Annotated in this window: 22 protein-coding genes; 13 read left to right on the forward strand and 9 right to left on the reverse strand. The window is 63.9% G+C overall.

Annotation, left to right across the window (positions count from 1 at the left end):
* Window positions 1-1,146: hypothetical protein (locus K9L28_05680; protein ID MCF7935807.1), on the forward strand; the 1,146-nt coding region annotated here is incomplete at its 5' end.
* 13 nt (window positions 1,147-1,159) lie between these two features.
* Here the strand turns inward: K9L28_05680 and K9L28_05685 are convergent.
* From K9L28_05685 to K9L28_05715, 7 genes are all read right to left on the reverse strand, one after another.
* Window positions 1,160-1,687, reverse strand: coding sequence for a PAS domain S-box protein (locus K9L28_05685; protein MCF7935808.1), 528 nt, complete (start codon window positions 1,685-1,687; stop codon window positions 1,160-1,162).
* Window positions 1,688-1,953: 266 nt separating this feature from the next.
* Window positions 1,954-3,384 carry an amidohydrolase family protein gene (locus K9L28_05690; GenBank protein ID MCF7935809.1) on the reverse strand — a complete coding sequence of 477 codons (1,431 nt, stop codon included), beginning with the start codon at window positions 3,382-3,384 and terminating at the stop codon, window positions 1,954-1,956.
* A 6-nt stretch (window positions 3,385-3,390) separates the two neighbouring features.
* Window positions 3,391-4,413, reverse strand: coding sequence for an amidinotransferase (locus K9L28_05695; protein ID MCF7935810.1), 1,023 nt, complete (start codon window positions 4,411-4,413; stop codon window positions 3,391-3,393).
* A gap of 12 nt (window positions 4,414-4,425) precedes the next feature.
* Window positions 4,426-5,394, reverse strand: a complete 969-nt coding sequence (locus K9L28_05700; GenBank protein MCF7935811.1) for an amidinotransferase — start codon at window positions 5,392-5,394, stop codon at window positions 4,426-4,428.
* A 59-nt stretch (window positions 5,395-5,453) separates the two neighbouring features.
* Window positions 5,454-6,362, reverse strand: a complete 909-nt coding sequence (locus K9L28_05705) for an MBL fold metallo-hydrolase (GenBank protein ID MCF7935812.1) — start codon at window positions 6,360-6,362, stop codon at window positions 5,454-5,456.
* A gap of 140 nt (window positions 6,363-6,502) precedes the next feature.
* Window positions 6,503-8,062 carry a sodium:proton antiporter gene (locus tag K9L28_05710; protein MCF7935813.1) on the reverse strand — a complete coding sequence of 520 codons (1,560 nt, stop codon included), beginning with the start codon at window positions 8,060-8,062 and terminating at the stop codon, window positions 6,503-6,505.
* Window positions 8,063-8,190: 128 nt separating this feature from the next.
* Complete coding sequence (locus K9L28_05715) at window positions 8,191-8,874, reverse strand: GntR family transcriptional regulator (GenBank protein ID MCF7935814.1); 684 nt, start codon at window positions 8,872-8,874, stop codon at window positions 8,191-8,193.
* Window positions 8,875-9,842: 968 nt separating this feature from the next.
* Between K9L28_05715 and K9L28_05720 the strand changes: the two genes are divergently transcribed.
* The 8 genes from K9L28_05720 (at window position 9,843) to K9L28_05755 (ending at window position 19,418) form a co-directional block, all read left to right on the forward strand.
* Window positions 9,843-12,773, forward strand: a complete 2,931-nt coding sequence (locus tag K9L28_05720; GenBank protein MCF7935815.1) for a UPF0182 family protein — start codon at window positions 9,843-9,845, stop codon at window positions 12,771-12,773.
* A gap of 471 nt (window positions 12,774-13,244) precedes the next feature.
* Entirely contained in the window at window positions 13,245-14,051 is an 807-nt protein-coding gene (locus tag K9L28_05725) for a transporter substrate-binding domain-containing protein (protein ID MCF7935816.1), read from the forward strand.
* A gap of 77 nt (window positions 14,052-14,128) precedes the next feature.
* Window positions 14,129-14,782 (forward strand): amino acid ABC transporter permease, encoded by a 654-nt coding sequence (locus K9L28_05730; GenBank protein MCF7935817.1) that lies wholly within the window; start codon window positions 14,129-14,131, stop codon window positions 14,780-14,782.
* 10 nt (window positions 14,783-14,792) lie between these two features.
* Window positions 14,793-15,536 carry an amino acid ABC transporter ATP-binding protein gene (locus tag K9L28_05735; GenBank protein MCF7935818.1) on the forward strand — a complete coding sequence of 248 codons (744 nt, stop codon included), beginning with the start codon at window positions 14,793-14,795 and terminating at the stop codon, window positions 15,534-15,536.
* A gap of 188 nt (window positions 15,537-15,724) precedes the next feature.
* Window positions 15,725-16,219 carry a ribonuclease H-like YkuK family protein gene (locus tag K9L28_05740; protein ID MCF7935819.1) on the forward strand — a complete coding sequence of 165 codons (495 nt, stop codon included), beginning with the start codon at window positions 15,725-15,727 and terminating at the stop codon, window positions 16,217-16,219.
* Window positions 16,220-16,494: 275 nt separating this feature from the next.
* Window positions 16,495-17,379 carry a DUF4438 domain-containing protein gene (locus tag K9L28_05745; GenBank protein ID MCF7935820.1) on the forward strand — a complete coding sequence of 295 codons (885 nt, stop codon included), beginning with the start codon at window positions 16,495-16,497 and terminating at the stop codon, window positions 17,377-17,379.
* Window positions 17,380-17,536: 157 nt separating this feature from the next.
* Entirely contained in the window at window positions 17,537-18,700 is a 1,164-nt protein-coding gene (locus K9L28_05750) for a saccharopine dehydrogenase family protein (GenBank protein ID MCF7935821.1), read from the forward strand.
* Between the two features lie 7 nt (window positions 18,701-18,707).
* Window positions 18,708-19,418 (forward strand): GntR family transcriptional regulator, encoded by a 711-nt coding sequence (locus K9L28_05755; protein ID MCF7935822.1) that lies wholly within the window; start codon window positions 18,708-18,710, stop codon window positions 19,416-19,418.
* A gap of 87 nt (window positions 19,419-19,505) precedes the next feature.
* Here K9L28_05755 and K9L28_05760 read toward each other — a convergent pair whose 3' ends face one another.
* Window positions 19,506-20,744 (reverse strand): cysteine desulfurase-like protein, encoded by a 1,239-nt coding sequence (locus K9L28_05760; protein MCF7935823.1) that lies wholly within the window; start codon window positions 20,742-20,744, stop codon window positions 19,506-19,508.
* A gap of 255 nt (window positions 20,745-20,999) precedes the next feature.
* On the opposite strand from K9L28_05760, the gene K9L28_05765 reads away from it, so the two are divergent.
* From K9L28_05765 to K9L28_05780, 4 genes are read left to right on the forward strand one after another with little or no spacing between them, the layout of a single operon-like run.
* Window positions 21,000-21,980, forward strand: a complete 981-nt coding sequence (locus tag K9L28_05765) for an ABC transporter permease (GenBank protein ID MCF7935824.1) — start codon at window positions 21,000-21,002, stop codon at window positions 21,978-21,980.
* Window positions 21,980-23,161 (forward strand): ABC transporter permease, encoded by a 1,182-nt coding sequence (locus tag K9L28_05770; protein MCF7935825.1) that lies wholly within the window; start codon window positions 21,980-21,982, stop codon window positions 23,159-23,161. The genes K9L28_05765 and K9L28_05770 overlap by 1 nt, the downstream gene beginning before the upstream one ends.
* Window positions 23,158-23,943 (forward strand): ABC transporter ATP-binding protein, encoded by a 786-nt coding sequence (locus tag K9L28_05775; GenBank protein ID MCF7935826.1) that lies wholly within the window; start codon window positions 23,158-23,160, stop codon window positions 23,941-23,943. Before K9L28_05770 ends, K9L28_05775 begins: the two co-directional genes overlap by 4 nt.
* Complete coding sequence (locus tag K9L28_05780; protein MCF7935827.1) at window positions 23,940-24,872, forward strand: ATP-binding cassette domain-containing protein; 933 nt, start codon at window positions 23,940-23,942, stop codon at window positions 24,870-24,872. The genes K9L28_05775 and K9L28_05780 overlap by 4 nt, the downstream gene beginning before the upstream one ends.
* An 81-nt stretch (window positions 24,873-24,953) precedes the next feature.
* Here K9L28_05780 and K9L28_05785 read toward each other — a convergent pair.
* Window positions 24,954-25,399 (reverse strand): hypothetical protein (locus K9L28_05785; GenBank protein ID MCF7935828.1); only part of this gene is annotated, 446 nt, incomplete at its 5' end.

A 25,399-nucleotide genomic window follows, 5' to 3' on the forward strand; every position in this document is an offset into this window, starting at 1 on the left:
ACGGTTCGAATCTGTTTCGGAAGCAAGAAACTGTTCCGCGCCCAGTTCGATGTCGAAAAGAGCGGCTATGCCTCCCATAATGACTGGTTGCAGCATTGGCGGGCTTCCCGCAATGCCCAGTTTTTCGTCCTCGGCTCAAAGGAAGAGACCGGCGGCTGCCAGGGCTGTGTCGCCACACCTCTCGGCGGGCGCAGGTTTTCCTTCCGTCTCCGGCTCCCGGGCAGGATCGTCCCCGCCAACGAAGGCCGGAAGTACGTAACCTTCACCGCGCCTCTTCCCTACGGCGCCGATGTCCTGGAAGACTCCCTGCAAACCGGACGTGCCGTGAACTACCGGTTTCTCCGGGACGAGAGGGGCTGGCGGCTCTTTGTCACCACCGAACGGACCGGTGGGACACCGAAGACATCCCGGAGCTCTGGTGCCATCGGTATCGACATCAATGCAGACCATCTGGCCGTAGCGGAAACCGACAGGTGCGGCAACCTTATTCATCACAGAGCCATCCCGCTGGTCACCTACGGCTGCAGCACCGACCAGGCGAAAGCCCGCATCGGGAACGCCGTGGCCGAACTGATGGCCTTCGCCGACGGAAAGGGCAAACCCCTGGTGGTAGAACGTCTCGATTTCGCCGACAAGAAGGCCCGGATGGAAGACCAGTCGCACCGGTATGCCCGGATGCTTTCTTCCTTTTCCTACAACCGAATTCGTGCCAACATCAGAGCCAGAGCCTTCGACAGGGGAATCGCCGTCTATGAACGGAACCCCGCCTACAGCTCCGTCATCGGAAGGTGGAAGTTCAACGAACGTTACGGGATTTCCGGCCATGTGGCCGCCGCGCTGGTCATCGCGCGGCGGGGCATGTCCCGGTATGGAAGACACCTTTCGGAACGACCCAATCGCCGCGATCGTAACGCCCTACTCTTACCCGCGAGGAATAGAGGCAGGCACGTGTGGTCGTTTTGGAGGAAGGTCGCCCGAAAGGAAGCGGCGCTTGCAGCGCGCAGACGGTCGGCAAAAAGGCAGGAAGAAAGCCGATCCCCTCGATCCGGGTCGCAACAGCAACCAAAGATCCCGACGAGGGAGACCACACCGTCTGCTGCGGGTGCGATTCCCGCACGCGAACCGTCACCAGTACCGTTCGGGTGACGTGTGGGCATTGTCATGTTTGTCCATGTTTTGAGGAACGGTTTGCCGCTGGTAGTGAACTTGGAGAAGAATTGCTCCCGCACCTCTTTGGGCACGGCTCCCTTGTTTGTGACGGCGATGACCGCAGGATCGCCCTCCTCGAGGGATACGGTGTGATGTCCCGGCATAGACAGAAGATGAGCTTCTGCCCGTTGATGGTGGTGGTAACGTTGCTGAGCTCCACATCGATCACGGTGCCGTCTTTCCGGAGATGCCTTGTTTCGAAATGATGGCCGTCCTCGCCGATATCCCTGAGCATGCATTCGAGCTCATGCTTCTGAAACTTGTGGTCCCAGTCCCATATCTGGAGCTGGCGGAGCTCATCCAGGGAATAGCCGAGCATACTGGCAAACTGCCTGTTCGCCTCGTAGACGCCGCCGCCTTTATCGAGGATGACAATGCCGTCCCTGGAGTGGTGGAACAGCACCTCCCAAGGGGATTTCTCCACCTCCGTCGGAAACCCATCTTTTCGAGACATGCCGATGGTCTCGTCCAGAGTCATGATATCCCCTCCTTATTCTGCCGACTTTTACTCAATTGTAGCGCATCCGGGCCATCGCTACCAACAAATTGTGCAGAATTTGCTTTCGTTTTTCTCATTTTCAGTCCATTGAGTGTCGCTCTCACCGCCGGGACAGGACAGGGGAACCGCAGGACCTTCTTCGCAATACACGGAGTCCCGGAGGGGATCCTCCGGGACTCCGTTGCATCCGTCGGTGGCATTCCACGCTCCCCGGATACCGGAGAGCGCACCGCGACAGCGGTGGGCTACAGCTTCCCCTCTTCCATGAACCGCCTGTTGGTCCCGCCGATGCGCCGGAAGTCCGGCTCCGCCGACCGGCCGATCCGCCCGGCAAAGGGACCGAGGTGTCCGCGCACCTCCGCGGGGTCCAGGGTGTGGTACCGCCCCTTTTCGTAGAGGATCCGGTCGTCCACGGCGGTCAGCACCACCTCGTCGCCGCGGCATCCGTAGACCAGATTGGGGACCAGGTTCCGCATGGGGTGGGTGTGGACGGGCATCATGGAAGGAGCGTCGAGATCCACCAGGATGTAATCGGCCCGTTTCCCCTCCTCCAGGCTGCCCACACTCTCTCCCAAACCGATGGCCTGTGCCCCCTCCACGGTGGCCATGCGGAGGACCTGCCAGGCGGGCATGGCCTCGGGATCGGCGAACTTGATCTTGTTGAAGAGGGCTGTGGCTTTCATCTCGCTGAACATGTTGTGGTTGTTGTTGCCCGGTGCCTGGTCGGAGCCCAGACCGACAACGCCGCCGGCATCCTGGAAGACCTTCGCCGGGGGAACGAGCCCGTCGATGATCCCGATGGAGTTGGAGCAGAGCACCATGGAGGCCCCGCTCCCGGCGGCCGTCCGGGTCTCCTCGTCGGTGGCGTCGGTCAGGTGGACGGCGATGAGCGATTCGTCCAGCAGCCCCAGCTCGGCCAGCCAGGGGATGGTGCGCCTGCCATAGCGCTGCACCATCTGGTAGGTCTCGCGGTCCCCCTGGGCGACATGGAGATGCACGAGGGTGTGGCGCTCCTTGGCGAGCCGCTGGATCTCCTGCAGGCTCCCGGCGCTGACGAAATCCGGCGCCATGGGACCGAAAAGGATACGAATCCGCCCCTCTGCCTTGCCGTGCCAGCGGTCAAAGAGATCCACCACCTCCTCCAGGCTGGGGGTGCGGGCGGCCCGGTCGATCTCGTAGAGCTCGCCGGGGGCGTAGACCCGGTCGGGGACCTCCCGGAAGAACTGGGTGAGCTGTCCGCGGATGCCGATCCGCTCTACGGCGGCGGCCTCGTCGTCGGTTTCGTTGTCGAAATTACAGATGGTGGTGGTCCCCGCGGCCAGGGCCTCCATGACACCCAGAAGGAAGCCGGTCCGGCGATCCTCGCACTGGAGGTGCCTGGCAAAGGGGACAAGCCCGGACATCATCCAGTCGGCTGTGTCCTGGGCCAATCCGCGGAGTACGGAGATCTCAAAGTGACAGTGGGCGTCGACGAAGCCCGGCAGTAGCAGCGTGTTTTCCCGGGAAATACACCGTTCCGGCAGGTAGGCGGCAAGGATATCCTCGCGCTTTCCAACGGCAACGATCTTCCCGGCCTCGATGGCCAGGGCGTGGTCCGCCCGGTAGCCCACGCCGCTCCCCTGCATGGTCATCACATGGGGAGCGGCCACTACTGTGTCCACCTTGCGCTGTGCCATGTCGGACTACCCCTTCTCCCGGACGAGGGGGAGCGAGGAGCAGTGGACACCTCCACCGTGTTTCGTGCACTCCTCCCAGCAGACCGGAAGAACGGTGACGCCCCTCTTCTCCAGGATCTCCCGGCTCCAGGTTCCCCGTTCGTCCATGATGACTACGCCGGGACGAATGGTCAGCACGTTGACCGCATAGCCCACGTCACGGTAGTCGGCGAAGATCATCTCGATCCCCAGCTCCCCAAGGCGGTCGAGGAACCAGTAGGGAAGACGCTCCACATTGACGATGGCCTTGTCGTGGTCGACCATCACGATGCCGCCGTCGATGTGCATGGCGTATCCCGGCAGGGGGACACGGATGAGCTCGATCCCCAGGAGGTTCAGGACCTCCTCCACCTGGTCCGCACCGCTCGCGTTGCCCCGGAAGCTCATCCCGATGGCGGCGTGGGTCTCGTCGAGCAGACAGAAGCTGCCGCCTTCCATCAGTCCTTCGCCGGCGATGGTCCGGTAGACCGGCATGCCCAGTTCCGCCACCTTGCGAAGGAGGTAGAGCTCCTCGCCGCGGCGCCCGGTCCCGTAGGGTTTGCCCACGGGGCCCATGCGGGAGATGATGACGCCGCCGTCCACCACCATCCCCATGTCCCGGGTGAACATGCAGTTGGGGTCACGTGGGCCGCCCTCCATGAAGACCACCTCCACGTCGTTCTGCCGCAGCACCTCGACAAAGGAGTCGTGCTCGGCCTGCATCTTCTGGAGGTCCGGGGCTTTGTCGGACCGGAAGTACCACTGCTCGTCCTCGTCGATGATGGCCTCGATCTCGGGGTCGTAGCGTCCTCCCCTCTGCATGACGTCGATCTCCTCGCCGGGGCGGTGGAGGAGAACCGTTTTGAGGGTCCCTACGTCGTTTCTGACGCCCCAGCGGCGGCCCCAGACCCGCCGCTGCATCTCCTCCTCGGAGAAGGCCGGCCGGGCTTTGGGGGGGATGCGTTCCAACACGCGATGGTAGTACTGCGGACTGTTCTGCAATGAAGCCATGATGGATTCCTCCTAGAGTTCTTCGCGTTCCAGAAAGGCGGTCATGCAGTGCAGCGAGCCATAGCCTTTCATCAGTTCCGAGACATCGGCGGAGAGCACCTCCACGCCCGCCCCTTCCAGTGCCTTCCGTGTCTGGGGGTTGCCCGCGGGCATGACCACCAGCCCCGGTTCTATGGCCACCAGATTCACCGCGCTGCCGTGCTTCACCTCTTCGATGGAGGGTGCCTCGATCAGCTGGAAGCCCCGCTTCCGGAGGGGCTCGATGATGTCGTAGGGGGTCTGCCAGGGGAAGATCAGAAGCTTCTTCCGGTCCACGGGATTCAGCAGGCCGTCCAGGTGGGCATGTCCCCAGGGGATCTGGAAGTGCATGATCTGCCCCACGTCCATGGTCCGCACCACGTCCTCCACCTGACGGACCCCTTCGGCGTTGGCCCGCACGCCGGTGCCGAGGATCAGTGTGTCGCGGTCGATCCACATGCCGCAGGCGCCCTCGAAGTACCCCTTCCCCGAGATGGTGCGCAAAATCGGGCAGCCGATCTGTGCCAGGGCCTTGGCCACTGCGGGCTCCTCGCCCCGCCGGAAGCGGGTGGCCTGACGGCAGAGGATGGCGCCCTCCGGGGTGCCCAGCACATTGTCGCGCATGAAGAGCGCGTTGGGCCGGTCGTCCCGCTGTTCCTCCACGTAGAAGACCTCCACGCCGTGGTCCCTGTAGATCTGTGTGAAGGCGTCGTGCTGGTCCCGGGCTTTCTGCGGGTCCATCACGTCGCCCCAGCGCCAGGCGGCGGGGTCCTTGACGGCCTCGATCTCCCTGCCGGGCCGCCGGACCAGGCAGGCTCTCAGCTTGCCGACCTCCGAGGAGACACTCCACCGGCGTCCCCAGACGCCGGGCAGGTCTGCCTCGAAGGAACTCTCTTCGCTGAACCATTTCTCGCCGTAATCATCGTCAAAGCGTTCCGCTGCAGATGTTGTCTTGTCACTCACGGTGGCCACCCCCTGGTTATGAAGGATCTGTCTCTACAGCATACCCTATTTCCGCCGTTTCAGGCCTCCGCCTGGTCGGCGGCGACAACCAGGGAGAAGCAGGAACCATTGTATTTCCGGATGCCCTTCTCGCCGGTTACATAGCCCCCCTCGCCGCGTCGGGCCGCCCTGGCCAGGTGGTGCATCTCCTGCAGGACCTCCAGGCGGTCACAGGGATCGTTGTGGCTGGGCAGCAGGAGGCCGGCTTCATCCAGGCGGGGCAGGATGCGCTCTTCGAAGGTCTCGATGAAGACATCCAGATCCCCCCAGGGCAGGTAGGTGTAGACGCAGCCGGTGTAGAAATTGTCGCCTGTCCAGAGGTACCCCTTTTCTTTTTCCAGGAACATCAGGTGGTCCGGGGCGTGGCCCGGGGTGTGGATGGCCTCCAGGGCACGGCCTCCGAGATCGATCATCTCTCCGTCGGCGATCCAGTGGGTCACCCTGTAGGGAGGGACGCAGTAGGTCTCCTCGTAGAACGGCTGCGGGAGAGGCTTGCGCAGACTCCCGGGCTGGATGGCGGCACGGGCGTGTTCGTGGGACACGCCAAGGGCCGCGGTCTCGCGGGTGACCCGGTGGTCGTAGGCCCAGACCCCGTCGAAGAGGTAGTTGCCGCCGATGTGGTCCACATGTCGGTGGGTGTTGACCACAAAGACCGGCAGGTCGGTGAGGCCGCGCACCAGCTCCCGGATGTCGGCCAGGTTGTCTCCCGTGTCGATGAGGGCGGCGCGTTGCGCCCCCATGACGAGATAGCTGACGTTCTCGTCGAACTGTCCGTCCTCGTTGATGATCAGCGTTTTCTCGTCGAGGCGGTAGACGGTGTACCAGCTCTGCCCTGTTTCGAGCTGCTCCAGGTTCTCGTATCCCCGGCGCGGCAGGGCGTCCCACCAGTTCCGGGGACGGATCAGTTCGTTCTCGGTCTTATCGGCCACGGTTGCATCGCTCCTCTCTGTCGGTCTGCGGCTGTCGCCGCTGCGGGCGCTCGGAACACCTTCGCCGGTCGCCCCTGTGAAGCCGGCGCAGAGGGAGATCCTCTGCGCCTTTTGGACACCTTCGGTATGGAACGGCCCTCTCAGCGCTCTTCCCTGGCGTAGCGCGCCTTGACGGATCTGTTCATGACAAAGAGCGCGCCGGCGACGAGAACCAGTGCGGCGGCCAGGCCGGCCATGTTGGCTCCCGTGGCACCGGCCACAAGGAATCCGCCGATGGCGCCGAACCCGACGACCAGGCCGTATGGCAGCTGGGTGCGGACGTGTTCGATATGGTCACAGGCGGCGCCGGTGGAAGACATGATAGTGGTATCCGAAATGGGGCTGCACTGGTCGCCGAAGAGCCCCCCGCCGACGACCGCCGCGCTCACCAGGGGAACGGAGATGCCGAGATCGGCGGCCATCGGGATGGCCAGGGGCATCATGATCGCCCAGGTGCCCCAGGAGGAACCTGTGGCGAAGGCGATGAAGGCCCCGATCACGAAGATCAGCGCCGGAATGATGGGGGCGGCGACAAAACGATCGGCGAAGGTGATCAGGAAGTCGTTGAGGTGCATCTCGCCGGCCACACCGCCGATGGACCAGGCCATGATCAGGATCATCGGAACGATCATCAGCTGAATGACCCCGTTGATCCAGCTGTCGGCGGCTGTTTTGTAATCCATCAGTTTCGAGGAGACCGCCATGATACCCGCGAAGAGCGCACCCACCAGAAAGCCGGTGATGATGGCCAGGACGATATTCGCCTCCAGGAAGGAGCCGCGGAAACCATTGGCGGCGATGTCGCCGCTCCAGAAGATGACGCTGAAGATACTGACAAAGAGGGCGAGCAGGGGAACGGCGAAGTTCCTCATCTTCACGCCGTTGCTGGAGGCATCGTCCTCGTCGCCGATCTCCACAAGCGGTTTGTCGGTCTCTTTCATGAGTTTGCCCGTCTTGACGGCCCTGTTCTCCGCTTCGTACATGGGACCGATATCCATATTGGTCCGCACCACGAAAAGAACGGCCAGCATGGCGAAGATCCCGTAGAAATTACAGGGCAGCATCTGGACATAGAGGGACCAGGGATTTTCGCTCAGCCCCAATGCTGTGGCCTGCGCGGCGATCAGGCCGGTGATGAAGGGACCGTAGCTGCTGATGGGGGACATGGCCGCCAGGTTGCAGCCCATGGAATCGAGGATGTAGGCCAACTTGACCCGCGATACGTTGAATTTGTCGGTAATGGGCCGCATGATGGTCCCCAGCGTCAGTGTGGGCTCGGTGTAGAGGAATGCAAAGGCCGAGAACCAGGTGATGGTCATCGCGGATTTGCGGCTTTTGATCCGCGAGCCGGCGTACTCCGCCAGGGCCTGGCTGCCCTTGGCGGCCTTAATCATGTAGACAAACCCCCCGCAGACGCTAACGAGGATCAGGAGGCCGGCGTTCCAGGAATCGGCGATGGCGGGGATCATGAAATCCGTCACCACGGTGACAAAGCCCACCAGCGGATTCCACCCCGTGATGATGGTAGCGCCCAGCCAAACCCCCACAAAGAGAGAGATGATCGTCTGCTTGGTGATCAATGCCAGGGCAATAGCCAAAAGAGGGGGCAACAGCGAAAGGAATCCATACTCTTCCATGATAACCTGCTCCTTTCTCGACATTGCTTGTTCGGTGCGCCGGCCGCTTCTGCGACAGCGCGTGCGATTGTCGGGAACCCCTCCACCGTTACACTCTGCCGGACACGGCGGCTTTCTCCACGCTGTGTGTCCGGGGGCAGGGTTTCCCTATTTCACTCCCGGCGGTTCAGGGATTCGTAGGAGGTCCAGATGTGCCGTTCCATGGCTTCCCGCGCGGCCTCAGGCTCTCCGGCGAGGATGGCCTCGGTGATCGAGCCATGGTCGTAGTAGGTGAATCCGTAGGGACCGTCGTAGGATTGCTGCTGCGGCTCCGAGGGATCGCGGAAAAAGGCGTCGTAGGAATAGATATAGAGCTGTGAGCGCCAGTAGCACTGCTTGAGGAAACGCACGATGTACGGGTTGCCGCTGGCCTCGGCGATGGTGGTATGGAAACGGTTGTTGCATTCGGTAAAGTGTTCGCGGTTCCAGTGCTGGAAGATCTCCGCCATTTCCTGCTGCAGGCTCTCCAACTGGGTCCGCAGCTGCGGCGTGACGCGGGTCGCCGTCTGCTCCGCAGCCAACCCCTCAAGCCTTGCGCGGACCTGGAAGACCTGCTTGCGGTCCTCGCCGGTCAGCCGGGCCACTGCGTATCCCTTGGGCTGGACCCGTTCGAGAAGCCCCTCGGCGATCAGCTCGCGGATGGCGGTGCGCACGGGGGTCCGGCTCATGCCCAGCTGCTCCGCCAGCTGATTCTCGCTGACGGTGTTCCCCGGAGAGGACACGTGGTTGAGGATCTGCCGGGCGATCTGCTCCTTGGCTCTGCTCTCGGCACTCTGGTTCGGCTGTTCCGTATTCATCGTTGCCTCCTCTGGTTCGTTTGGGTTCGATGGTTCGGGATCCTTCTCTCGATACTGCCCGGGATCCCAAACGTCAGGCACCAATACTACACGATTGCCGTCATGGGTCCATGTACCCCGCAACGCAACCGAAGGGCCTGCCTCACAGAGGGGCTGGGCCACCACACTCTCTAGCTGCTGCCGCTTCGCAGCAGCGTATCTTACGTGCATCGCAACAGCATCAAAGGTCATACTACGGCGCTCTACCGCGGAAGTGTCGCCGGAGACATTTCCGGCATGCCAGGGGAACAACCGTCAACAAGTCTGGGAAATCCATCACCTCCCCGCTGTACGCATTCCTCCGGTACGACCAGGCAGGAACGCGTCGGTTCTCTGTGCATCTGTTGCGGAAACGGACTGACTGCAAACGGAGCGGCGAAGGGGCTCTGTCGATACCGGAACGAAAAAATGGCGACACAGCCATGCAAGGATATCCGGCGGTGTGTTGTTGGGATCCTAGCATAAATACAAGCTGGGATCCCAAAAGCAACGCCATTATCACGCAGGCTGAATGTTCTGTCAACTCTTTTTCCTGTGACTATGAAGACAGGAGGACTCCTTCACTTGGTGGGGAACCACGGCACATGGTGGCAGAGAACACGGACGCCCGGACCGAGGTCTGGGTTACTTCGCTAAGATTATGATGTGACCTGCATACCGCGGAGGGAGAAGGCACAACGACAGGGCATCGGAGGGGGAGATCGGAACACCGTCCCGAGGCCGTTGCCGTACTCATGCCAACAGGTTGCGGCCGGAGTGCCGGAGCCCTTCCTCCCGGCTCCCGCCATGACATCTTCATCCTCTCCCGTGGCCGGTCTCTCCACCGCCACCTGCGGTCTTCTCCGCCGATCAGCGGAATCGTCCTTCAGCAGGGCCGTTTCTGCTGTTTTTCCATGTGTACCGCCGCTTTCTTTGCTATAATCACTACCATGATGACACCCAATTGGAAGTTCAACGGAAACTGGAACAGTGGTGAGGAGCATTCCCGCCCCCGGCCGCCCAGTCTGCCGCCCGGTCTGGGCAAGAAGATCGCAATCCCTGTCATTGCGGTATTGGCGCTTTTGATAGGATCGCCGCTCTTGTCCAAATTCTATACCGAGCTGCTCTGGTTCAAGGCAACGGAGTATGAAGGCGTTTTCTGGATCCGTCTGTGGCCGCAGTGGGCACTCTTCCTGATCGCTGCCGCCATGGGTTTTGTGATTCTTGTGGCAAACTGGCGCTTCGCCCACCGGTCGGCGACCTCCGATCTCCCTCCGGATGATCAGACATCGCCGCTGCTCTTCCCCGGCGCGAAGTGGATCCTCCTGGGTCTGGCGGCGCTTGTGGCGCTGAACAGCGGCGCAGGGGCGAAGGAAAACTGGATCATGATCCTGCAGTACTTCAACAAGACGCCCTTTGGCACGGAGGATCCCATCTTCGGCAAGGACGTTACGTTCTACGTCTTCCAGCTGCCCTTCTTCCGCTTCCTGCGGGGGTGGCTGCAGGGGATCATTATCCTGTCGCTCTTCGGCACCGCCGCCATCTACGGCCTGGGCAAGATGCGGGAGATCCAGCAACAGCAGCGCTTCTCCATCTCCCGAACCGCGCAGACCCACCTGGCGGCCCTGGCGGCCATTCTGGCCCTGCTGTTCGGCCTGGGATTCTGGCTGCAGCGGTACAACCTGCTCTTCTCCGAGAGCGGTGTGGTCTTCGGCGCCGGCTACACGGACATCCACGCCCGGCTCCTGGCGCTGAACGTGATGGCCATCCTCACGGTGGTGGTCGGCGGACTGATCCTCTACACCATCCGCAAGCGCACCTGGAAGTCCGCGGCCGTCCTGATCGCCTTCTGGGTGGGCACCTCGGTGATCCTGCAGGGCATCTACCCGGGGATCATCCAGAAATACCTGGTGGGACCCAACGAGTTCCAGCGCGAACAGGAGTACATCAACTACAACATCGACGGAACCCTGGAAGGCTACGGCCTCAGCAACCTCAAAACGGAATCCATGACGCCGGAACAGTCGGTCACCCGCGAGGAAGTGAACGCTAACCCGGGAACAATGAACAACATCCGTCTCTGGGACTACGCCCCGCTGCTGCGCAGCTTCAAGCAGCTGCAGGAGATCCGCTCCTACTACGACTTCCCCGATGTGGATATCGACCGCTACCATCTCGACGGAGCCTACCGCCAGGTCATGGTCGCCGCCCGGGAGCTGGACATGAACAAGCTCCAGAATCCCACCTGGGTCAACCGGCACCTGGAGTTCACGCACGGGTACGGCATTGTCATGAGTCCCGTGAACGAGAGCACCGAAAGCGGGCTGCCCAATTTCTTCATCGAGGATCTGCCGCCGAAGATCGGCGTGCCCCTTTCCATCGACAGGCCGCAGATCTACTACGGGGAGAACCCCTCACCCTACGCCCTCGTCAACACCGAGGTGGCGGAGTTCGACTATCCCATGGGGGCGCAGAACGCCCGGACCCACTACAGCGGCAGCGGCGGGGTGCCCATCGGATCGACGCTGAATCAGCTGGCCTTCACCCTCCGTTTCACCGACACGGAGCTGCTCTTTACGGGCTCACTCAAGGACGAAAGCCGCATCATGTTCTACCGCAATGTGCAGGAGCGGCTGCGGAAGGTCGCGCCCTTCCTGCTCTTCGACACCGATCCCTACCTCTCGGTGATCGACGGCCGTCTGGTGTGGATCCAGGACGCCTACACCACCTCCGACAGCTACCCCTACTCGCAGCCGGTGAACCTCGGCGGCGGCCGGGACCGCAGGGGGACGAACATCAACTACATCAGAAACAGCGTGAAGGCCACGGTGGACGCCTACGACGGCAACATGACCTTCTACATCGCCGATACGGATGATCCGGTGATCCGCACCTGGTCGAAGGTCTTCCCCGGCCTCTTCGAGCCCATGGACGCCATGTCCGAGGGCCTGCGGAGCCATATCCGCTATCCCATGGCGCTCTTCCAGATCCAGAGCGAGGTCTATCGCACCTACCACATGACCAACGCCAACACCTTCTACAACAAGGAGGACGTCTGGCGGCTGGCCACGGAGGGACCCCAGCTCTCGGAGCCCTACTACGTCATCATGCGGCTCCAGGAGGAAGGCGACGAGGAGTACGCGCTGATCTCGCCCTTCATGCCCGTGGGACGTGACAACATGATCGCCTGGATGGCCGGGCGCTCCGACGGCGACAAGTACGGCGAGCTGCTGCTCTACAAGTTCCCCAAGCAGACCCTGGTCTACGGGCCGTCGCAGATCGAGGCGCTCATCGACCAGAACCCCGAGATTTCGGCCCAGCTCTCGCTCTGGAGCCAGCGCGGCTCCAACGTGATCCGGGGGAACATGCTCATCATCCCCATCAGCAATTCGCTGCTCTACGTACAGCCGCTCTATCTGCGGGCCGAGCGGGGCGAGCTGCCGGAGCTGAAACGGGTGATCCTCTCCACAGGCGACAAGATCGTCTGGGACCAGACGCTCGACGGAGCACTGCGCAAGCTTCTGGGCGAGAAACCGGCGACTGTCACCCAGCCCGGCGAGGAAGAGAGAGAAGGAGCCGCCGAACAGAAGGCCGGCACACCTCTTACCGGGGATATGCAGAGCCTGATCCGGCGGGCCGGTGAGCATTACGAGAAGGCCCAGGAGGCGCTCCGCTCCGGTGACTGGGAGACCTACGGAGAGGAAATGGACGCCGTCGGCAAGACGCTGCGTCATCTGAAGGGACTGCCTGAGGAGGGACCCGCCGCACCCCAACCCACGGGGACGGCAACACCCCAGCCGCAGAGCATGGAGGAGCTGCCCCGAACAGAGACCGAATCGCAGCCGCAGATCGGGACAGAGGCGCCTACGGACAACCAGTAACGGCGCACCGAAAACGACAGCGACCGCAACAGATGCGCAGCGGGGGGATTCCTCCGCTGCGTTCTTTCTCGGGAAGAGGCCGAGCCGCCGCTGTATCCGCCACACCGGCGGGTTGTGTTCGCAATGTTTTGACAGGCCGCTAGAGGCAATGTACAATCGGTCTAACATTTTCTTCAAGTGAAGTTTCCTTCCCCGCTGGAAGGCTTGCCTTCGTTCTTTCCCTGTTGGTCGATGAACATAGAGGGAACCACCGGAACCGGCCAGGCACGGCGGGGCCCCACTCTGCGCAGCGCTTGTCTGGTCCGTGGAGAGGAGTGACCGTTCACGGCAGGAGAGAAAGCCGTGAAGCGATCTGGAAGGGGGGAGGCAGAGGACGGTTTTGCGAGAGGGAGTACAGGCGGGACACATCTGTCGAATCCGGGGACGCTCACCCGGAACAGAGGAACCGAACCAGAGCTGGAGGTGTACGGAGTGAAAAAGACACTGTTTGTTTTGTTCGCAGGGGCACTCGCCCTGACACTGCTCGCCGGAAGCGCATTCGCCGCCCAGTCCACCATCGACAAGGTGCTGGAGGAGAAGAAGATCGTCATCGGAACCGCCCCCGGGTATCTCCCCTTTGAGATGAAAGACGGCGAAGGAAACTTCATGGGCTACGACGTCGACCTGGGCCGGGCCATCGCCGAGGATCTCGGTGTTGAGGTGGAATTCAAGCAGTTTGAGTTCTCCGGCCTGATTCCGGCGCTGCAGGTGGGCGAGATCGATCTGCTCATCGCAGGCATGACCATCCGGGGCGACCGCGCCCTGGCGGTGAGCTTCCCCGACCCCTACTACGCCACGGGCCAGGTCGTCATGGTCCCGGCGGGCGACAGCACCACCGAATCCTGGGAAGACCTGGACAAACCGGGCAAGCGCATCGCCCTCTCCCAGGGAACCACCGGCGCTCTGCTTGCCAAGGAGATCTTTGACGAGGCCCAGATCCTGGACTTCCCCACCTTCCCCGAGGCAGCCGCCGCCCTCGTGCAGGGTGCCGCCGACGGGATCATCTACGACGAACCGGGTGTGCGGATGTACGAGGCCATGCATCCCGAATCGGTCCGCGGTATCTACGACCTCATCAGCTGCGAGAACCTCGGCATCGGCGTCCGGCACAACGACTTCGCCACCATCCAGTGGCTCAACTCCTTCCAGCAGAACTACCTGGGCAGCCCGGAAGAACTGGCATCCCGGGCCAAGTGGTTCGAGTCCACCGAGTGGATGGAGAAGATGGAGCAGAAATAGCACAACCGCAACCGAGGACGCCCCCGGAGCCGCCTGGCTATTCCGGGGGCGCGCCCTTCGTCTGAAGGAGGGATCCTGTGTACACAACCGACTGGGACGTGATCATCAATAACCTTCCTCTCTTTCTGGAAGGTGCCCTGCTGACGCTGAAGATCTCCTTTCTGTCCCTTGTCCTGAGCATTCCCATCGGCGCCTTCGCCGGCCTCTGCAGGGTTTCAAGAAACCGGGTCATCAACTTCATTGCATCCTGTTATGTCGAATTCTTCCGGGGGGTACCCCTGCTTGTCCTCCTGATGTGGATCTTCTTCGTCCTCGGGAGGTTCCTCCGCCTGGGCTCCTACTGGTCGGCCATCGCCGGCCTGGCCATCTTCTCCGGGGCCTTTGTGGCGGAGATCGTCCGCGCCGGCATCCAGGCCATCCCGCGGGGGCAGATGGAATCGGCCCGGGCCACGGGCATGACCTACGGCCAGGCCATGAAACTGGTCATCCTGCCCCAGGCGGTGCGCAAGGTGCTGCCGCCGCTGGCGTCGCAGTTCATTATCCTCATCAAGGACTCCTCGCTGGTTTCCGTGATCTCCGTGGTGGACCTCACGCTGATCGGAAAGAACCTTGTGGCCACCACCTTCCGCTCCATCGAGGTCTATTCCTTTATCGCCGTCATCTACTTTACAATGACGTTCTCGCTTTCGAAGTTCATCGCCTTCTTCGAGCGAAGAATCGTACGGGAGTAACGAGGTCATCATGAACGACAACATCGCCATCTCAATCAGAAACGTCTCCAAGAGCTTCGGATCCCTGCAGGTGCTGAAGGATATCAACTTCGACATCCCCAGCTCCCAGGTCTTCGCCTTCATCGGGCCCAGCGGAGCCGGGAAGAGCACGCTGGTCCGGACCATCAACGGGCTGGAAGGTATCGACGAGGGGGAGATCCTCGTGGAGGGGGTCTCCGTCCACGACCGGAAGACCAATGTCAACAAGGTGCGCACCAACATCGGCTTTGTGGCCCAGTCCTTCAACCTCTATCCCCACCTGGACGTGCTGAACAATGTCACGCTGGCCCCGCGCAACGTCAGGGGCATCGGGAAAGAGGAGGCCGAACAGCATGGCCGGGAGACCCTGGCCTCCCTGGGACTGGCCGACAAGGAAACCGCCTACCCCAGCCGCCTCTCGGGGGGACAGCAGCAGCGGGTAGCCATCGCCAGAGCCCTGGCCATGGAACCCAGCGTGATCCTCTTCGACGAGCCCACCTCGGCGCTGGATCCCGAGCTGATCAAGGAGGTCCTGGACGCCATGCGGCAGCTGGCGCACACCGGGCTGACCATGGTGGTGGTGACCCACGAGATGAACTTCGCCCGGGAGATCTGCAACCAGATCGTCTTCATGGACTACGGGAAGGTGCTGGAGGTCCTGCCGCCGGGGGAATTCTTCTCCAATCCCCGCACCGACCGGGCCAGGGAGTTCCTCAGCAAGATCCTCCACCACTGAAACAACCAGGATAGAAAACCAGAGATATCCCCCGCCCTGCGGGGACCCTCCGGTACGGCCGCAGCAGCGTCGCCCCGCCCAGGGCGTGCCATCGAGACAGGGCGGGGCGCAGCTGTCGGAAATCTTTTACGATTCCGCAAGCCTACCGTTGTCCAAAGCGGGGCAATCTGTGGTATTGTGACAGCACCATGAAACGTATCTTTATCTCCCCCACCTATGGACCGATGACCTTCCGCGATATGATGGACGACATCGCCGGGTTTGTCGGCTCCGAAAGCGGTCGGTACCGATTTATCGTCGGCTGCGACAGCCAGGCGCGGCAGGAGGGGGTCCGCTTCGTCAGTGCCATTGTGGTGCACCGGGTCGGCAAGTTCGGGCGCTATTTCTGGGCCCGGGAGCTGGTTCCCGGCATCGCCAAGATGAGCTTCAAGGAGCGGATCTTCGAGGAGACCTCCCGGAGCATCGAGCTGGGCAACAAGATCATGGGCTATATCGACGAGAAGCGGTACAGGATCATCCGCAACAAGAAGCAGATGGAGATCCACCTGGACGTGGGCTACAACGGGCGGACCAGCGAGATCATCAACGCCGTCATCGGCATGGTGAAGGCCTACGGCTACACCCACTGCGTCAAGCCCGATTCCTGGGGAGCCTGCTCCGTAGCCGACCGCTACAGCAAATAACGACACGCCGCTGCGACCACCGACATCCCTGCCAACGCCCCTGCCGTCCATTCCACCCAACGGCGACGCTCCGGCGGGATGCCGCATTACCGGAGACGGTTTTCCTGTGGCATCCGCCGGTGTGGCGTGTGTTGTGCTCTGCATCCGGCGGACCCTCCACTGGTGGCCGCCGGATATGTTGTGGTGTATGGTATCCCTCGGCGTCTGCGGAGCCCCGGCACCAGAGGGGCCTCCGCAGAACCCGCCGCAATCCCACAGAGAAATGAGGAAGAACAATGCTTCGTACAAACCGCGACAAGACCGTAGCCTTCGCCCTGCAGTGCCAGCCCGGCCAGCCCCGCTCCAAGGGCAACTGGGGCGTCGACGACGAAGGCGCACCCTTTCTGCTCCCCGGCATCGGGGGCATCACCCTGAATGTCCAGGTAGGCGATTCCGCCTTCGGCTGGTCCGGCGACCACGTGGAGCCGGGGGTGAGCTGCACGGCCGACACCAACAAGCCCTTCGACCACCCCAACATCTCGCTGCAGCTCTACGCCTGCGCGGGCAACCGGGCCCGGGTCACCTCCGGCGAGGCCAAGGGGGCCACCGGCAGGGTGGTGGGCCACCACGGCGGCTCGGAGCACGTGATCGTGGACTTCCCCAGAGAGGCCAAGGAGCAGATGACCTACAGCGACACCATCATGATCACCGGCCGGGGACAGGGGCTGAAGCTCCTGGACCACCCCGACATCCATCTGTTCAACCTGGACCCGGACTTCCTGGACGCCATGAACATCGAAGAGGAAGAGGGGAGACTCCGCGTGCCGGTGACCACCATGGTGCCCGCCGTCTGTATGGGCTCCGGCGTCGGTGCGGCCCACGTGGGCAAGGGCGACTACGACATCATGACCACCGACCGGGAGACAGTGGAGCAGTACGGCATCGACAAGATCCGCTTCGGCGACATCGTGGCGCTGCTGAACCACGACAACCGCTACGGCCGGGCCTACCGCAAGGGGGCGGTGAGCATCGGCATCGTGGTGCACAGCGACTGCCTGCGCGCCGGCCACGGACCGGGGGTGGCCACGCTGATGACCGCCGGTTCGCCGCTGATCGAGCCCGTCCTGGATCCCAGGGCCGGCATGGCCGACCTGCTGGGGATCGGCACCCAGACAGACTAAGCCTCTCCACAACCTGCCAAAGGACCGTCACAGGGACCGGGGCGCGCCCCGGTCCCTGTTGTATGCAGCACCCCGGAGCTTGACAATCCCCGGGGCTCTGCCTATATTGTCTGTATACTGAGATTGTACACACACTGTGCAGGAAGAGGTGACGCTTGTGAAGAAGAAGGTAATCGTGCTCGGCGGCGGTCTGGTGGGCTCCGTCATGGCGCTGGATCTGGGCGCCGACGACGACTACGACGTGACGGTGGCCGACAGGAGCGCCGAGGCGGCGGCGAAGATCGAGAAGAAGTCCGGCGGCAGGGTGGGCACCCGGCAGGATGTGGACTTCGCCTCGCCGGCGTCCATCCGGGACGCCGTGAACGACTACGATCTCGTGGTGGGGGCCGTGCCGGGCTCCATGGGCTACGCCATGATGGGCGCCGTCATCGAGGCGGGCAGAAGCATGTCGGACATCAGCTTCATGGGCGAGGACTACTTCCAGTGGGACGCCAGGGCCAAGGAGGCGGGCGTCACGCTGATGGAAGACGTGGGCGTCACGCCGGGCTTCTCCAATGTGCTGATCGGCAGCGCCGTCCACGAGCTGGACGAGGTGGAGGATATCGACATCTACGTAACAGGTCTGCCCCTCTGTCCGGAACCGCCGTTCAACTACAAGTTCGTCTTCTCCCCAGACGACTGCCTGGAGGAATACGTGCGGCCCGTACGGCTGAAGGAAAACGGCAAGGTGATCACCAAGCCGGCCCTGGCCGACAACGAGGTCTACGACTTCGACCTGCCCGGCATCGACGTCCCCCGGATGGAGGGCTTTCTCACCGACGGCCTCCGGTCGCTGCTCACCACCATCCCCCAGGCCACCAACATCCGGGAGAAGACGCTGCGCTATCCCGGTACCGCGGAGAAGCTGGCCTTCCTGCGCGACGTGGGGATGTTCTCGCTGGATACCATCGAGGCCGGCGGCGTGAAGGTGCGCCCCCGGGACGTCTTCGCCTCCCTGGCCTTCCCCAGGATGACCCTCGGCGAGGAGGAGCGGGAGTTCACCTTCCTGGAGCTCGACGTGAAGGGCAAGAAGGACGGCAAGGCCACCACCTACCGCTTCTCCATGTACGACGAGCGGGACGACGACACGGGCTACACCTCCATGGCCCGCACCACCGGCTTCCCCTGCGTGATCATGGCGCGGCTGATCGCCGAAGGCATCGTGGACCGGCCGGGCGTCAACGCACCGGAACACATCGGCGACAACCCCAAAGCGGTGCAGCGCTTCATCGCAGAGATGGAACAGCGCGGCGTCACCGTCCGCAAGGAGATCCTGAACTAGAACGGCGATGACACAGGAGAAGGGGTCCCGCGAAGAGGCAACCTACGAACGCATCCGCAACGCCATCCTGCTGCACCGGATCCGGCCGGGCGAACGGCTCTCGGAACCGCTGATCGCGAAACAGCTGCAGGTGAGCCGGACGCCGGTGCGTGCGGCGCTCCGCCGCCTGGCTTCGGAGGGGTTGGTGGAGATCCGGCCCAACTCGGGGGCCGAGGTGGTGGCGCCGTCGACCACCACGGTCCGGGAGGTCAGCTGTATGCGCATGCTCCTGGAGCCGGAGGCCGCCGCCCTCGCCGCGGCGCAGCAGGAGAGGGAAGCCACCGCCGATGCGCTCCGGAGTGCGGTGGAATGTGAGGAAGAGGCCTTCCGGAAGCGCCATATCGACGGCTACATCCGGGCCAACCACCACTTCCACCACTGTCTGGCCGAGGCGTCGGGCAATCGGCTGCTGCAGCAGGACATCGAGCGCTACCTCAACATGAGCGATATCCTGCTCTATCTGCTGGACCCCTTCTACGAGGTGGCCGACGAGGAGATGGCCTCGCCGGAGGAACACAGGGCGATCATCGGGGCACTGCAGAAAGGCGACGCCGCCACCGTCCGGGACCGGATGCGCCATCATATCGCCCACTCCAGCTGGTACCTGGAAACCGACGACGACGATGCCGTGGAGAGCCTCCAGCGACGGCTCTCCACCGATCCCTTCGCGGAACTGTAGCGAAAAGGAACCAGCCGCAGGCAACAGACAGAGGGCCGGGGGAGTCCCCCGGCCCTCTGTGTAGACCATGCTACGGAACCAGCCGGTTCAGGAGACCAGCTCCTTCACGGCGGCGATGGTGCGCTGCACCTCTTCCTCGGTGTTGTAGAGGGAGATGCCCAGCCGCGTGACGCCGCCCTGGTCCAGCAGACCCAGCACCTCCATGGGACGGATGCCGTAGAAGTGGCCGTCCCAGGCGAGGATACCCTTCTCGTTGAGATGCTTGCAGACGTCGATGGGGTCAAAGCTGTCCAGGGTGAAGGAGACGGTGGGGGTGCGGCGCTTGGTGTCGAAGGTGGGGCCCACCAGGGTCAGGCCGGGGATGGTGGCCAGACCGCTGTAGAGTGTTTTGGCCAGCTCGTGTTCGTAGCAGAAGATGCGTTCCATGGCGCTCACCACCTGCTCGCGCCTGGTGGCCCCGGTGCCCATGCCGGCGATGTAGTCCACGGTGGCCTTCACGCCGGCGATGCCCTCGTGGTTCAGGGTGCCCGTCTCGATACAGAAGGGGAAGCACTGCTCCTGGGTGCGCAGCCGGTCCACCGGCAGACGGCCCAGGGTGCCTTCCTTGCTGTAGAGGATGCCCACATGGGGGCCGTAGAACTTGTAGGCCGAGCAGAGCAGGAAGTCCACGCCCATGTCCAGGACGTCGATGGGGAAGTGCGGCGCGTAGTGGACGGCGTCCACCAGCAGCCAGGCGCCGACCTTGTAGGTGAGCTCCCGGGCCAGCTCCACATTGTTGACGGTGCCGATGGTGTTGGCCGACAGCCCCATGCACATCAGACGGGTGCGCTCGGTGACCTTGGTGCGCATGTCCTCCTCGTCCAGGGTGCCGTCGGGTCCCAGGGCCACCTCGCGGACGATAACGCCGCTGTCGCGCAGGGTCAGCCAGGGGCCCCGGTTGGCCTCGTGGTCCAGCTGGGTGACAAGCACCTCGTCGCCGGGCTGGAAGATCCGCTCGAAGGCCCGGCTGAGGGCGAAGGCCAGAGAGGTCATGTTGGCGCCGATGGAGATGTCCTGCGGTCCGGCGGCGCCGAGCATGTCGGCCATGGCCTTCCGGGCTTCCTCGATGACCACGTCGGTCTCGTTGGTGGTGATGTTGAAGCCGTGGGTGTTGCTGTTGCAGGTCTGGTAGTACCAGACGACGGCGTCGACCACCTGCCTGGGCGTCTGGGTGCCGCCGGGGCCGTCCAGATAGGCCAGCTGGTGGCCGTTGTAGCTCCGTTCCAGCGACGGGAAGTCCGCCCGCCGCTCGACGATATCCCTGTACTGTTCCTGTAGCTTTGCCATCATCCTACCTCCTTGGTATCCTCTATGGACCGTGCGCCCTACCGGAGCAGGCGGATACAGGGGTATCCGCCTGTATGTGCGCATGTCCAATCGTTCACGAAACAGTGCGCCAGCGCAAAAAGATTCGCACATGTATGCTATCATGATCCGGAACGTTTTCCTACCGTCTCGACGGGCACAGCGAATCAAATTGCATTCATTGAGCCCAGTCGGAGAGACGAGCGCAGCAGAGCTGGAAGAAGAGGGAGGTTCTCGATGCACTCCTACTGGTTCAGACGGATCACCGGGGCCGCCCTGGTGCTGGTTGCGGTGCTGGCGCTCAACTTCATCCTCTTCCGCCTCATGCCGGGCGATCCGGTGAGCACCGTGATGGACCCCAGCTTCTCCGCCGAGGCCAAGGCGGAACTCCGGAGCTCCTACGGCCTGGACGAACCGCTGCCGGAGCAGTTTCTGCTCTACGTCCGGCGGATGCTGCGCTTCGATTTCGGCATCTCCTTTCTCTCCCGAAAGCCCGTGTGGGAGGAGCTGGCGACACGGATCCCCAACACGCTGATGCTGATCGCACCGGCATTGGTGCTGGCGGCGGTGCTGGGCATCTGGCTGGGTGTCATGGCGGCCTTCCGGCGCGGCGGGATCGTCGAACGGCTCGTCCTGTGGGCCGGTGCGGTCTCCTTCTCCTTCCCCTCCTTCTTCGTACAGCTGGTTCTGCTTCTGGTCTTCGCCCACTTCTGGCAGCTCTTCCCCCTGCGCGGCAGCACCTCGGTGCCGCCGCCCCCGCCGGGGAGCTGGGCGGCTCTGCTCGATACGCTGCACCATATGGCGCTGCCGGTGCTCTCGCTGGTGCTGGTGGGCTTCGGCTCCTGGGCGCTCTATGTGCGCAATCTGATGGTCCGCGTGCTGGGCGAGGACTTTCTGCTGCTGGCCCGGGCCAAGGGGCTTTCCGAAGGCCGCATCCTCTGGCGCCACGCCTTCCGCACGGCCATCCCGCCCATTGTGACGCTGGTCTTTCTGGCGCTGCCCCAGCTGATCTCCGGGGCGGTCATCACGGAGACGGTCTTCTCCCTCCACGGGGTGGGACGCTTTCTGCTGGAGGCCATCATGGGCCACGACTACCCCGCCGCCGCCGCGGCCTTCTATCTCCTGGCGCTGGTGACCATCCTGGCCAACCTGGGGGCCGATCTGCTCTACGGCTACACCGATCCGCGGATCCGCCAGGAGAAGGGTGGTGGCCGCTGATGCGCTTCTGGTGGCTCTGGCTGCTCTGCGCCGCCGCCTTCGGGGCGCTCTTCGGCCCCGCTCTGGTGGGGAATCCCGGCGATTCGGCGGCCTCGCCCTTCTGCACGCCGCTCTGGACGGACAGGAAGGCCCCTATGGCCCGGGAACACCGCTTCTCCCTCGCAAAAGGGACCTTTCCGCTGCGGTGGACGGGACCGCCGCCGGAGAACATGGCTCTGGAGGGCAGACTGACCTTTCCGGGGAAACCGGATGGCAAGCTCCTCTGGGAACTCCCCTCGGGCGAGACGCTGCTGCTGCAGAGGATCACGGACACGCCGGAGCGGATCGACATGGACGCCCGGGACCTGATGTTCCGGAAATCCCTCGGCGTGGGGCTGCTGGGCGACGCCATGCCGGTGCTCTTCCCCACCGCCGGGACCTACCGGATACGCTACGAAGGCGAACCGGCGCCGCTGTCGGCGCAGATGAGGCTCTCGCTGGCGGGCAGCCGCTACGGGCTGCTGGGCACCGACCAGCAGGGCCGGGATGTCTTCCGCCTCTTCGTGGCGGGGCTGCGGGTCTCGCTGATGGTGGGGATCGCCGCCACACTGCTGGCCACCACGCTGGGTCTGGCGGCGGGGCTTCTGAGCGGCTATCTGGGCGGTGTGGTGGACAGCGCGGTGATGCGTCTGGTGGACCTGCTGCTTTCCATTCCCGTGCTGCCCATCATGATGGTGCTCACCGGGTTCTGGGGCAAGGGGCTCTGGCAGCTGGTCCTGATTCTGGGCGGTTTCGCCTGGATGGGCACGGCCCGGGTGGTGCGCTCCATGGCGCTCACCCTGCGGGAGGCGCCCTTTGTGGAGGAGCTCAACGCACTGGGGGCGCCTACGCACTATATCCTCCGGCGGCACCTGGTGCCCGAGGCGATGCCGCTGCTGCTGGCCCAGATCGCTCTGGGCGTGCCGGGGGCCATCCTGGCCGAGACGGGGCTCTCCTTTCTGGGGCTCACCGACCCGCGGGTGATCTCCTGGGGGCGGATGCTCCACGAGGCCCACGCCTTCGGAGCCTTCTCCGCCGGGGCCTGGTGGCTGATCCTGCCGCCGGGCGTCGGGATCACCCTGCTCTGTCTGGCCTTCATGCACATGGGGCGCTTCCTGGAGGAGCGCACCGATCCGCGGCTCCGGAGAGGCGGTATGTCATGATCGCTATCGAGCACCTCTCTGTCACCTACCGCCGGGAGGGACGCAGCGTGGCGGCGCTGCAGGATGTCTCCCTCACGCTGGAGCCCGGCGAGATCCTCGCCGTGGTGGGCGAGTCCGGCAGCGGCAAGAGCACGCTGCTGATGGCCATCCTGGGGCTGCTGCCGCCGGGTACCGAGGCAGGGGGCACCGTCACCGTGGACGATTCGGAACCCATGGAGGCCGGGAGCGAGGCGGTCACACCGCTGCGGTGGACCCGGATCGCCCTGATCCTCCAGGGAAGCATGCACTCCTTCACCCCGGTGATCACCGTGGGCAGACAGATCGCCGAAGCCATCCGGCAGCACGGGTGCCGCCGGGAGAGCAGGGATGTCCGTCAGACCGTGGCGGAACTGCTCGAGGAGGTGGGGCTTCCCGGGACCATGGCGGATCGTTTCCCCCACGAGCTCTCGGGCGGTCAGAAGCAGCGGGCCGCCGTGGCCATGGCGCTGGCCTGTTCGCCGCCCTACCTGCTGGCCGATGAGCCCACCACCGCGCTGGATGTGATCACCCAGGCACGGGTGATGCACCTGCTCCAGACCACCGTCCGGGAGCGCCACAGCGGCCTCATGCTGGTCACCCACGATCTGGCGCTGGCCAGCGGCGTGGCCCATCGGATCGCCGTTCTGGAAGGGGGTTCCCTGGTGGAGGTCAACCGCTCCTGCCGGATCATCAAACAGCCCCGCAAAGGGCCCACCAGGCGGCTGGTGGCCGCACTGCGACGGCTGGAGGAGGAAACGGAATGAAACCCGCCGTAGCCTGCCGCGACCTGGGTCTCGCCTTCACCTCACGCAAGACGCGCACCGTCTGGGCCTACCGGCATATCAACCTGACCCTCCAGCCGGGAGCCTCCCTCGCCCTGATCGGCGAGACCGGCAGCGGCAAGACCTCGCTGCTGCGCACCCTGGCCGGCCTGGTGCAGCCCCTGGAAGGATGGACGGCGCTCTTCGGCGAATCCCTCGGGGAGGTTCCCCGCAGACAGCGCACCGCTCTGCGCAGACGCTGCGGCTACATCCCCCAGGACCCCTACGGGGCGCTGCCGCCAACGCTGAATGTACTGGAGGCGGTGACGGAACCGCTCCGGCTGGTGCGCACCCTGCAAGACCAACCCGAGGCCCGCCGGGCCCAGGCGATGCTCCAGCGGGTGGGCATCCCCGAGAGCCACTGGCGTGCCTCCCTGCGGGGGGAACTCTCCGGCGGCCAGCGGCAGCGTGCCTCGCTGGCCCGGGCGCTGGTGCGCAAACCGGAGGTCATCCTGGCCGACGAACCAACCAGCATGCAGGATGCCTCCACACGGGGCGATCTGCTGCAGGTTCTGAAAGAGGAGCAACGCCGCGGCGCCACACTGGTGACCGTGACCCACGACCTGCTGCTGGCCTGCAGCCTCGCCGGCAAGGGGATGGTGCTCTTCCAGGGCAAGGTGGTGGAGACGGGACCGCCACAGGAGATGCTGACCGACCCGCTCCACCCCTACACCAGGGCGCTGGCCCGCTCCGTCCCCCGTCTCGGCAAACCGCTCGCCGGGCTCTGCTCCTATCAGGAGGCCTCCGGACCGGAACAATGGTCCGGCTGCCCCTACGCCCCCCACTGTCCCCAGCGCACCGACCAATGCAAGAGCGACCCCCCGTTGCGGGAGGTCGCCCCCGGTCGTTCCGTGGCCTGTCACCTCAGGTAAAACAGGCCGCCTTCGGCAATCCTGCATTCCCTTCCGAATGCCGCAGGGCGGAGCGCTGCAGCGCCCCGCCCTCTCTCTTCCCTAGAACTCGTCCTGGTCGTCGTCCAGGGGGATCACATCCTCCGGCGAGACCGCCGAGGAATCGCCGTGGTCCTGCTGGGACTGCTGCCGCCGACCGTTCCCGCCGTTCTGTTTCTTCTGGGATTGCCGGTCCTGCCGGGCGGTGTTCCTGGTTCCCTGCTTCCCTCCGCCGGCGGGCTTCGTCGCTGTCCCCTTCTGCTGTTGCTTCTGCTGCTGCTTCTTTTGCGTACCGCTTCGGGATCCGGCGGTCGGGGAATCGCCTGCATTGCCGCCGTAGACCAGCTGCTGCAGCTGCATGACGGCCTCGCGCATGGTCTCGGCCTGGGCGTTGAGCTCCTCGGCGCTGGAGGCGGACTCCTCGGCGTTGGAGGCCGTGGACTGGGTCACCTGGTCCATGTCGGCCACGGCCTTGTTGATCTGGGTGATGCCTTCGGCCTGCTCGTCGC

Source organism: Synergistales bacterium (assembly GCA_021736445.1).
Lineage (GTDB): Bacteria > Synergistota > Synergistia > Synergistales > Aminiphilaceae > JAIPGA01.

Excerpts from the sequence above, each read along its gene's own strand:
- K9L28_05685 (MCF7935808.1), bottom strand. The coding sequence starts at position 1,687 with ATGACTCTGGACGAGACCATCGGCATGTCTCGAAAAGATGGGTTTCCG.
- K9L28_05690 (MCF7935809.1), bottom strand. The coding sequence starts at position 3,384 with ATGGCACAGCGCAAGGTGGACACAGTAGTGGCCGCTCCCCATGTGATG.
- K9L28_05695 (MCF7935810.1), bottom strand. The coding sequence starts at position 4,413 with ATGGCTTCATTGCAGAACAGTCCGCAGTACTACCATCGCGTGTTGGAA.
- K9L28_05710 (MCF7935813.1), bottom strand. The coding sequence starts at position 8,062 with ATGTCGAGAAAGGAGCAGGTTATCATGGAAGAGTATGGATTCCTTTCG.
- K9L28_05715 (MCF7935814.1), bottom strand. The coding sequence starts at position 8,874 with ATGAATACGGAACAGCCGAACCAGAGTGCCGAGAGCAGAGCCAAGGAG.
- K9L28_05720 (MCF7935815.1), top strand. The coding sequence starts at position 9,843 with ATGATGACACCCAATTGGAAGTTCAACGGAAACTGGAACAGTGGTGAG.
- K9L28_05735 (MCF7935818.1), top strand. The coding sequence starts at position 14,793 with ATGAACGACAACATCGCCATCTCAATCAGAAACGTCTCCAAGAGCTTC.
- K9L28_05740 (MCF7935819.1), top strand. The coding sequence starts at position 15,725 with ATGAAACGTATCTTTATCTCCCCCACCTATGGACCGATGACCTTCCGC.
- K9L28_05745 (MCF7935820.1), top strand. The coding sequence starts at position 16,495 with ATGCTTCGTACAAACCGCGACAAGACCGTAGCCTTCGCCCTGCAGTGC.
- K9L28_05755 (MCF7935822.1), top strand. The coding sequence starts at position 18,708 with ATGACACAGGAGAAGGGGTCCCGCGAAGAGGCAACCTACGAACGCATC.
- K9L28_05760 (MCF7935823.1), bottom strand. The coding sequence starts at position 20,744 with ATGGCAAAGCTACAGGAACAGTACAGGGATATCGTCGAGCGGCGGGCG.
- K9L28_05765 (MCF7935824.1), top strand. The coding sequence starts at position 21,000 with ATGCACTCCTACTGGTTCAGACGGATCACCGGGGCCGCCCTGGTGCTG.
- K9L28_05770 (MCF7935825.1), top strand. The coding sequence starts at position 21,980 with ATGCGCTTCTGGTGGCTCTGGCTGCTCTGCGCCGCCGCCTTCGGGGCG.
- K9L28_05775 (MCF7935826.1), top strand. The coding sequence starts at position 23,158 with ATGATCGCTATCGAGCACCTCTCTGTCACCTACCGCCGGGAGGGACGC.
- K9L28_05780 (MCF7935827.1), top strand. The coding sequence starts at position 23,940 with ATGAAACCCGCCGTAGCCTGCCGCGACCTGGGTCTCGCCTTCACCTCA.